Source organism: Candidatus Nitrosotalea sp. FS (genome assembly GCF_011319475.1).
Lineage (GTDB): Archaea > Thermoproteota > Nitrososphaeria > Nitrososphaerales > Nitrosopumilaceae > Nitrosotalea.
In genome coordinates, this window is the sequence record NZ_RCMC01000181.1 from 11,424 (window position 1) to 11,802 (window position 379).

General features: G+C 43.8%; 1 pseudogene. It reads left to right on the forward strand.

The features are described 5' to 3' along the window. Nucleotides 1-107 precede the first annotated feature (107 nt). Nucleotides 108-379 (forward strand): annotated as a pseudogene (locus tag DYY66_RS06660) (glycosyltransferase); the annotation flags it as partial.

Sequence of the window (379 nt, forward strand, 5' to 3'; positions counted from 1 at the left end):
TTGCTTGATTCATTTTGTTGCCATTTCTTTTGCTATCAATTTTGGCAGCACTGCATTCCAAAGATTCCAAACGTGGTACATGGTTAGTTTTGTTATCAGGGGTCTGCATGGGGCTTGCATTATTTACAAAAGTACCTGCGTTTACCATGATGCCACTTGTTGGCAGTCTTGTTTTTTTCTACAACCGCAAGCGGCTCAAGATGCTTGGACTGTGGCTCATACCAGTGATTATGATTCCACTTGCATGGCCTGCCCAAAGTGTAGAGTCTGGGCACCTATCCAACTGGATGCATGACGTATTTTATTACCAGACGCATAGAACCGGAGGCTCTGACCTGTATACAATCACCAAAACATTTGCACAGATAGACCCAGTGTT